This is a genomic window from Pseudomonas sp. TE6283 (assembly GCF_054060555.1).
In genome coordinates this window covers 19,094-27,391 of record NZ_JBSSDH010000033.1, presented here as the reverse complement: position 1 = coordinate 27,391, position 8,298 = coordinate 19,094, and the positions used below count along the sequence as shown (strand labels likewise).

The window sequence follows — 8,298 nt, the reverse complement described above, 5'->3', positions numbered from 1 at the left end:
AGCTACAACAACTACCTGTCGCCAATAGCCATGGAGCAGCAGGCGGCTTGATCACCGTAATCGGTGTCCGGAAAAACTTGACCAGAACACCTTGCGTCGCGAAAGGGCTGCGCAGCAGCCCCAGCAATTTCGATTGTCGCTCGGAACCTGGGGCCGCTGCGCGCCCCTTTCGCGACGCAAGGCCGCTCCCACAGGGGCATGCTTCCCTGCATGAATGCGCAGCCCGAAGGGCTGGGCGGCCTCCTACCGGCCCCTGGCTCGGGCAAAACTCAGGCACAAAAAAACCACGAGGCCGCCAGGGGCGATCCTCGTGGTGGGTGTTGCCGGGCGAGCCCGGCAAGCAGGGGCCTTACAGCGCCATGTCGTTCGCAGGCTTGCTCTCGACCGGTGCGGCTGGCGCCACGCTGGTCTTGACGCTCTGGTCGATCACCGGCGGCTTCTCCAGTTGCAGGACTTCGGCGGTGTAGTCCCACTCTTTCTGGGTGGCGGCGGCCGAATCGTTCAGCTTGGTACCGTAGCTCGGGACGATCTCCTTGATCTTGGCCTGCCACTCAGGGGTGGCGACCTTCTCCTTGAACACGGTTTCCAGCACGTTGAGCATGATCGGCGCGGCGGTCGAGGCACCTGGCGAGGCGCCCAGCAGGCCGGCGATGGTGCGGTCTTCGGAAGCCACGACCTCGGTGCCCAGCTTCAGCACGCCGCCCTTGTCGGCATCACGCTTGATGATCTGCACGCGCTGACCGGCCTGCCACAGTTTCCAGTCTTCCTTCTTGGCGTTCGGGAAGTAGGTCTGCAGGGCGGCGAAACGGTCGTCGTCGGACTGCATCAGCTGGCCGGCGAGGTACTCGACCAGCGGGTACTGATCGATGCCGACGCGGGCCATCGGCCAGACGTTGTGGGTGGTGGTGCTGCTCAGCAGGTCCAGGTACGAGCCGTTCTTCAGGAACTTGGTCGAGAAGGTGGCGAATGGCCCGAACAGGATCACGCGCTTGCCGTCCAGCACGCGGGTGTCCAGGTGCGGAACCGACATGGGTGGCGCGCCAGTCGAGGCGATACCGTAGGCCTTGGCCATGTGCTGCATGGCAACGGTCGGGTTCTCGGTCACCAGGAACGAGCCGCCCACCGGGAAGCCTGCGTATTCCTTGGCTTCCGGGATGCCCGACTTCTGCAGCAGCTTCAGCGCGCCGCCGCCAGCACCGATGAACAGGAACTTGGCGTCGGTGGCGTGCTCGGTGCCATCCTTCAGGTTCTTGTACTCGACGTGCCAGGAGCCGTCTTCGTTGCGGGTGATGTCCTGCACTTCGCTGGACAGCTTCAGGTCGAAGTTTTCCTTGGTCTTCAGGTGACCGACGAACTGACGGGTGATCTCACCGAAGTTGACGTCGGTGCCGATCGGCGTCCAGGTCACGGCCAGCTTCTGGTTCGGGTCACGGCCTTCCATCATCAGCGGGACCCACTTGGCGATCTGCGCGTGGTCTTCCGAGTACTGCATCGGACGGAACAGCGGGCTGGCCTGCAGGGCGTCGTAGCGCTTCTTCAGGAACTTGATGTTGTCATCGCCCCAGACGAAGCTCATGTGCGGGGTGGTGTTGATGAACGAGTGCGGGTTCTTCAGCACGCCCTGGCGTACCTGCCAGGCCCAGAACTGACGGGAGATCTGGAACGACTCGTTGATCTCGATGGCCTTGGTGATGTTGACCTTGCCGTCTTTGTCTTCCGGGGTGTAGTTCAGCTCGGCCAGCGCGGAGTGGCCGGTACCGGCGTTGTTCCAGCCGTTGGAGCTTTCTTCGGCGACGCCGTCCAGGCGCTCGACCATTTCCATCGACCAGCTCGGCTCCAGCTCGTTGAGCCAGACCGCCAGGGTGGAACTCATGATGCCGCCGCCAACCAGCAGCACGTCGACTTTCTTGGTGTCTTCGGCGTGCGCTTGCATGAAGCTCGCCGCGACTGCCAGACCCAGCAAGGTCTTGCCAGCTTTCTTGAACATTGATCGATTCCAGTCAGTAGAACGGAGGGTGGGCCTGTGGCTGGCCCAGGTATTCCATGTTCTTCAGCGCAGGCTTGTTGTGATCATTGTTCAGCAGCCAGAGAGACATTGGACGCGCCAGCCTTTGGTCGGATTGACCGACAAGGCTGAAACGATTTATGGATTGTAACCGAATTGCCAGCACAAACAAACGCGGCCCACCCTGTCAATGCGGCACTTCGCATCAGGGTGGGCCGCGCCGCTTTGCACTACCTCAGGCCTCCGGGAACACACCGTCCTCGAACGGCTCCTCGGTGCCGCCCTCGGTTTCCTCGGCAGTGTCGTTGACCTCTTCGGACAGCTCGGTCGCCTCGGCCTGCACCTCCACGGCCTCCTTCACCTGCTCCGCGAGTTCTTCACTCACGGCGCTCCCCATATCCTCGACGATCTGCGGCAACTGCTCGTTGACAGTGGTGACGTTGGCGTTGGCCGACGAAATGTCGCCAGCATCGAGCTGGCCCTTGGCCTCGAGTAGGTCATCGTTGGCCTCTTGCAACTGGTCGGTGTTTTCGATTTCGGCCAAATCACTTACCTGTTCGGCCGCACTTTCAATCGCCCCGCCGGTGTTGTCGCTGGCCACCGACTTGTAGGCCGAACTGCCGCTGGCGCGCACTTCGCTGACCGAGGAAGAGAAATCCGCCTCGCTCGGTACCTCGGCCTGCACGTCGCCCGAGGCGTTGTCGAGCTGCGCCTGGTTGTCGGCACGGGCCTGGTCGCCGACCTGCTGGCCGTCGTTCTGCGCCTCCTGCACCTGCTCGGAAGTCGGGTCCTTGCCATCGTTCTCGTTGGCCTTGTCCTCGGCCAGCTTGTCGTTCTTGGCGGTCAGTTTCTGCTTGAGGAAGTCCAGCGCCATCCACAGCCCCATGGCTTCCATGAAGTACTTGAACACGGTGCCGAAGGTCAGGTTCGACCAGAACTTGTCCCAGCCCGACTCCGGTGCCAGCGGGATGGCGATCACCGACTTGCCCAGCATCGTGCCGGCCAGCAAGGTCAGTGCCGTGGTGTCCGAATCCTTGCCGGTGAAGGTGCCCTTGTAGCCGAAGGTGCAGTTCAGGGTGATGGCGCCACCGCTGCTGTCGATCAGCTGGCCATTGGAGAACTGCAGCGTCTTGCTGCTGCCTTGGGACGTGAGGGTGATGGTATAGGCGCTCTGACGGTCAGTGGGGTCGGCTGGCGATGGCGCATTGGCTTTGCGGGTAAAGGTGATGGTGCCCTCGGAAGTCGCGCCCTTGGCATTCTGCCCGGTGGCCGCCGAGTACACATAGAAGGTCGCGCCCGGCTTGCCCTGGTCGTTCATTCCCCACAGATAGGCGAAGCCGCGCATCCAGGTGCTGACCGCGACATAGCTGGGGAAGTCCAGGCCGGCAAATGTCGGATACTGGTTGAAGAACGCCGCCATCTTGGCATTGCCATCGGCGACCGAACCACTGCTGAAGGCATCCTTCATGGCCGACTGGAAGTTGGCCGACATCTGCGACGAAGGCGAAGTCATGATGTTCTGGCAGAACGTCAGGGCGGTCTGCATGTTCTTCGCCGCCGCTGCGGTGATATTGATGTCGGGGTAGGTCTCGGTGTTGAAGTCGAGTTGCTCGCCCACGGTCATCACCGGAAACAACGAGTCGGTCCTGGACACCAGCAGGTTGTAGAGATGCGAAACGGCGGTCTGGTGCTGGCTGTTGACGTAGGTGTCATGCAGCGTGGCGGTGGTGCTGGCACCGTTTTTCAGCACGTTGCCGCTGGCCATCGACAGGAACTTGAGGTCCTGCAGGTAGCCCTGTTCGCTGGTGCCGCTGGCGGCATGGGCATCGAGCACCACGACATCGACACCGGACTGGTTGCTCAGCTTGACGGTCTCGTTGATTTGCGTGGCGGTGCTCAGTTTGGCGGTATTGGCAGTGTTCACGTTGCTCTCCTTGCTGGTTGCGGTGAATGACACATCAATACGCAATGCACGCCGTGGCGCTGCGCACCCCGGCCTGGTAGTGGGTGGACAGGATGCTGCCGCCGACCGGCAGTCCACGGCTGTCGAACTGCGCTCCGGCATAGTCCACATCGGTCACACGGATCGCACGCTGGCCGTCGCGGGCATACAGGGTCACCAGGGTGCGGCGAGGCGTGCCGCTGCTGCCCGGCTGGGTGAACCAGTCTTCGCGCCGCTGCAACAGGCTGCCGTCCTGGCGCCGCTGCACACTGCAGCGATCGGCGGCACGGTTGGGTGTCCAGGGGGCGCAGGAGCAGAGCAACGGCGCAGGCCTGAGCACCGTCATGACGCCTTCCAGGTCCAGCCGCTGCCGGCCCACCAGTTGCCCCTGGCGATAGCGCAGGGCCGTGGCGCTACGGGGTTTGCCGCAGGCAGCATAGGTGCGTACCACCAGTTCGCCGCCATGGACCTGGCGGCGGGCGTCGAACAGCACCCCGCCGTAGTCGGAGTTGATGTGCTCCAGCACGGCATTGCCGCCTTCGATGTAGCGTGTGCCGATCACCTGGTAAGGCACCCCGGTGGAACCCAGGTAGGACTTGGCGCTGTAGGTCCGTGTGCCTCGGCCATCGGAATGACTTACGGCAAGCATGCCCCCGGTCAGTCGGGTCCCGGCCATCTGTGCCTGTCCATAGGACACGCAGGTGCGCCCCGACAGACGGCCATCGGCATCGAACTGTCGGGTGCTGTAGCTGGCATAACATTCCTCGTCGTAGGCCATCTGCGCCTGGTGGACGAGACGCCCCTGGCCATCGTTTACCGACAGCGTGGCCAGGCCGTGGGATGGCGTGCCGGCGGCAGTGAGGTGCAGGGCATCGTACTGGCCGAACACCGAGCGCCGCACCTGGCCCTGGTCATCGAGCAGACGGGTGATCGAGGAACGCGCCCGCCCCTGGGCATCGATCAGCAGATGGCTGTCAGCATGGGGGATGCCCCCGCCGTCCACCGAGCGGTAGCGCACCTCCAGGCTGCCATCAGTCTGGGCGTGGTACTCGGCCCGGCCCCGGGTGGCGACGTTCACCCCGTCCGGGCCGTAGTGCACCAGCGACACCGCCTTGGGCGGCCGGGTGGCGTAGCCGGGATCGACCAGACCATCGAGCAGGCTCTGCAAGGCTTGGTTGTTCATGTCGGTACTCCTTCACTGACACTGTCAGGCGCGAGGATCCCGGCCAGGTGGTCGAGCAAGGCGACCCCTTCGGCGCGGGTGGTGGCTTTCTTGTAGGAGAAGCGCATGTCCAGGCTCACCCGGGTACGCTCGCTGTCGTTGCGCATCGAGCCATGCCCCAGGTAGCCGCCATCGAAGATCAACACCTGGCCGTAGCGCAGGCTGACCGGGCTGTAGTCGGCACTGCCATAGTCGCTTTCCAGCCACAGGGCGGCGCCTGCCTCGACATCGGTGAACGGCATCCAGAAGTTGACCTGGTCGATGCGCTCGGTAACACAGATATCGTGGTGGAACGAACTCACGCTGGGCGTGCCGGCCAGGTGCACGCGCAGCTTCGGATGGCTGGTATAGGAAATTCCACGCCCCACCAATGGCGCCAGCACCTGGAGCATGAAGGCGTGGTAGAGGGTCCAGAAATCGGCCGTGGCAGGCTGACGCTCCATCATGTCGCTGAGCAGCAGGTTGTCCCTTGGGCGCAGCCGCGCCGGGCGGCCACGCTCGAGATAGTGCTGGCGCAGATACAGGTGCAGCCGGTCCAGGCGCTGCACCTTGTACACGTCCCGCGTCAGCGCCGCGGCGAAGGGAAAGCGCCGGGTGTCGTAATCCAGGACCAGACGGTTGCGCCGGGGCCGGGCACCGGCCTCGGCCATCAGCCAGGCACGATCCACCCCAGCCAGCAACGGCTGCACGCGCATGTTCATCCGGCATCCTCCATTTCATCCTGGCGCAACCGCGCCAGCGCATCGCGCAACAGGCGCAGGTTGCCGCGCGCGCGGTCATAGCCATGCCAGAGGAAGATCCCGCCCTTGTCGCTGGCCGCCACCATCACCGCCACCAGGTGTTGCCAGGCCCATTCGGGCAAGCCCAGCCGTGGCTGCTCAAGCAGTTGGTCTATCCACATTGGCTCGATCAGGGCCATGCCGCGCAGTTGCACCTTGCTGCCTGCGGCGCTGCGACCCTGGCCATGCAACAGCGGCTTGAGCGTGATCGGGTCGAGGGTCACGTCCAACTGGCCGGACTCCACGGCCGGCGGCCCCCCCTGCCACTGGATGCGTCCCTCGCGAAATTCGGCGGTTACCGGCTTGCCGGCGATCTCCAGCCCGTAGGGTCCCAGGCGCAACGCCAGCAACTCAGCCAGGCGACCATGCACCAGGCGCAGGCGGTAAGCGCCCTGGGCCCACTGCGCCAGGTCCTCGATACGACGCGTCGACAATGCCAGGCGTCGCTCACCGATGCGTGTGTCGCGTCCGTTGAACAGTACTTCGCCGGGCAATGCCACGCCCTCGCGCAACACATCCACCCCTTGGCTCGCCGAGGCCGATGGCACGATGCGCAGCGCCTCCCCGGCGACTCGATAATCCCCTACCGCCAGGCAGGCCGGACGCGCCAGCGATTGCCCGCGCAAGGCCACCTTGTAACCGCTCCCGGCCTGCTCCCCGGCGGGCCACACCAGCCCGATCCAGCTACGCCCGCCCTGCACCGAGAGATCCGATTGCAGGTAACCGGAACTGCCATTGCCGGCCTCGGCGCTCCAGGTCAGCACGCCCGACTGGTAGCGCACGCCCACCAGCGGCTGGCCATCGAGGTCGACACGCAGACCGGCATTCTTCATGCGGCTGAACAACGAGAGGCTCATGCGCCGACTGCTGTCGAGATAGAAGCCGCTCCAGGGTGCCAGGCTCGACTGCAGCAGCGCATTGAGCTCGGCATTCATGCCCGGCCAGTCGATGCTCAGGCCAGCCTTGCGCGACCAGGCCGCGGCGGCAGCGCGCAGTTCGCCCGGCGCGGCGGCGCTGAGCGCCCGGTGCAAGGCGCTGCTGGCCGAGGTATAGGTCAACAGGTGCTCGACCCCTTCCCGATTGCCGGGATGACGCTGGGCATCGGCGCCCTTGGCCGCCAGTTGCACCGCGCCCGGGTCGCGTTGCCCCAGCAGATGCCGTTCGCGGGCATCCAGCCCGCCCCAGGCCTGCACCGCGGCCTGGGGGTCGTCGCGGTACTGTCGGCGCAACTCGGCATCGTCGGACAAGGCAAGAATGAAACGCCCGGCACCGGTGTCGGCCTGCCACTGGTAGCTGGCCGGCACATCGAAGCGGGCGAAATCGCTGAAGGCACGACGTTCACGCTTGTCGTAGCGGTCGATCACCCGCAACGGATCACTGGCGGCGCGCACCGGTTGGCCGGGGCGGATCAATCCCAGCCGCTCGAGCATCTGCGGATCAGACTGCCCGGCGGTGCGCGGTGGCAGGTAGAAGGTGGAGATACCGGTCACCCATGATTGCGCCAGCGGATCGCGCAGGCTGGCCAGGGTCTGCCGGTCGATCAGCGGATCGATCCCCGGGTAGCGCGAACCGACATAGTTGATCACCGGGTGCTGCGGGCCGTAGAGATCCTCCAGGTAGTCGAGCAGCACGGCGAAGTTGCTGTTCAGGTATCCCTGGCGTCGGTAGCCCAGTTCACCGATCAGGCCGACCTGCCAGAGCACCAGGTGCAGCCCCGGGTCCGGCTGGCGGCGACGGATCAGCATGTCGGTGGCTTCGTACATCTGCATGCCGGGTTGGCTGGGGTCCACGCCCAGGTCGGCACACAGGGTGTCGAGGGCGCTGACTGCCGCGCGCATGCTGGCGTGATGCCCTTCACGGCGGGCGATGGTCACGGCGCGATGGGTCGACAGCACGAAGACGCCGGGGTGGCCATAGAAGATCGCCACTACATGCTCGCCGTTGCGTACGTGATGCAGCATGGCCTCGGTCATCTGCATGTAGGTCAGGTAGCGCGGCTTGCTGTCGTCGTAGAGCACATACAGGTCATAGGCGTCCGGACGCTGCGAGAGGATCCAGATCTTGGTGGCTGGGTCGGCCACGCAATAGAACACATGGTCGGCGGCGAGGATCCGTGCCTCGTCGCTGCGGCTGAAGTCCGAGGCCTCGATGCCCGAGCCGAGGATCTCGAGGGTACCGGGGCGCTGCGGCGCAACCAGCAGCGCCGGGTCGTCGCTGATACTCGCGGCCCTGGCCGCGATGGCCTGGGCCAGCCGCCGCCAACGACGACGGTGCTCCTCGGCACTCGGGTAATGGGTAGCTTGCGCGTGTTCGCGGTTGTTGCGGGTCGTCATGCTCATGCGGTTCGCTC

The 8,298-nt window shown here is 64.9% G+C and carries 5 protein-coding genes; all 5 read right to left on the bottom strand.

Annotation, left to right across the window (positions count from 1 at the left end):
- Positions 1-349 precede the first annotated feature (349 nt).
- The 5 genes from mqo to ACVWZ5_RS24790 all read right to left on the bottom strand — a co-directional run bounded on the left by mqo (position 350) and on the right by ACVWZ5_RS24790 (position 8,287).
- Complete coding sequence (gene mqo / locus ACVWZ5_RS24810; RefSeq protein ID WP_062360541.1) at positions 350-1,987, bottom strand: malate dehydrogenase (quinone); 1,638 nt, start codon at positions 1,985-1,987, stop codon at positions 350-352.
- Between the two features lie 253 nt (positions 1,988-2,240).
- The gene (locus ACVWZ5_RS24805; RefSeq protein WP_062574870.1) at positions 2,241-3,929 is read right to left on the bottom strand and encodes a hypothetical protein; all 1,689 of its coding nucleotides are present in this window, start codon (positions 3,927-3,929) and stop codon (positions 2,241-2,243) included.
- A 34-nt stretch (positions 3,930-3,963) separates the two neighbouring features.
- A complete protein-coding gene (locus ACVWZ5_RS24800) occupies positions 3,964-5,130 on the bottom strand; it encodes a hypothetical protein (protein ID WP_457340927.1) in 1,167 nt (388 codons plus the stop codon).
- Entirely contained in the window at positions 5,127-5,870 is a 744-nt protein-coding gene (locus ACVWZ5_RS24795) for a phytanoyl-CoA dioxygenase family protein (protein ID WP_051555777.1), read from the bottom strand. Before ACVWZ5_RS24795 ends, ACVWZ5_RS24800 begins: the two co-directional genes overlap by 4 nt.
- Positions 5,867-8,287, bottom strand: coding sequence for an SAM-dependent methyltransferase (locus tag ACVWZ5_RS24790; protein WP_186600636.1), 2,421 nt, complete (start codon positions 8,285-8,287; stop codon positions 5,867-5,869). Before ACVWZ5_RS24790 ends, ACVWZ5_RS24795 begins: the two co-directional genes overlap by 4 nt.
- Between the last annotated feature and the right edge of the window lie 11 nt (positions 8,288-8,298).

Coding starts and splice junctions, on each gene's coding strand:
- ACVWZ5_RS24795 (WP_051555777.1), bottom strand. CDS start 5,870: ATGAACATGCGCGTGCAGCCGTTGCTGGCTGGGGTGGATCGTGCCTGG.
- mqo (WP_062360541.1), bottom strand. CDS start 1,987: ATGTTCAAGAAAGCTGGCAAGACCTTGCTGGGTCTGGCAGTCGCGGCG.
- ACVWZ5_RS24790 (WP_186600636.1), bottom strand. CDS start 8,287: ATGAGCATGACGACCCGCAACAACCGCGAACACGCGCAAGCTACCCAT.
- ACVWZ5_RS24800 (WP_457340927.1), bottom strand. CDS start 5,130: ATGAACAACCAAGCCTTGCAGAGCCTGCTCGATGGTCTGGTCGATCCC.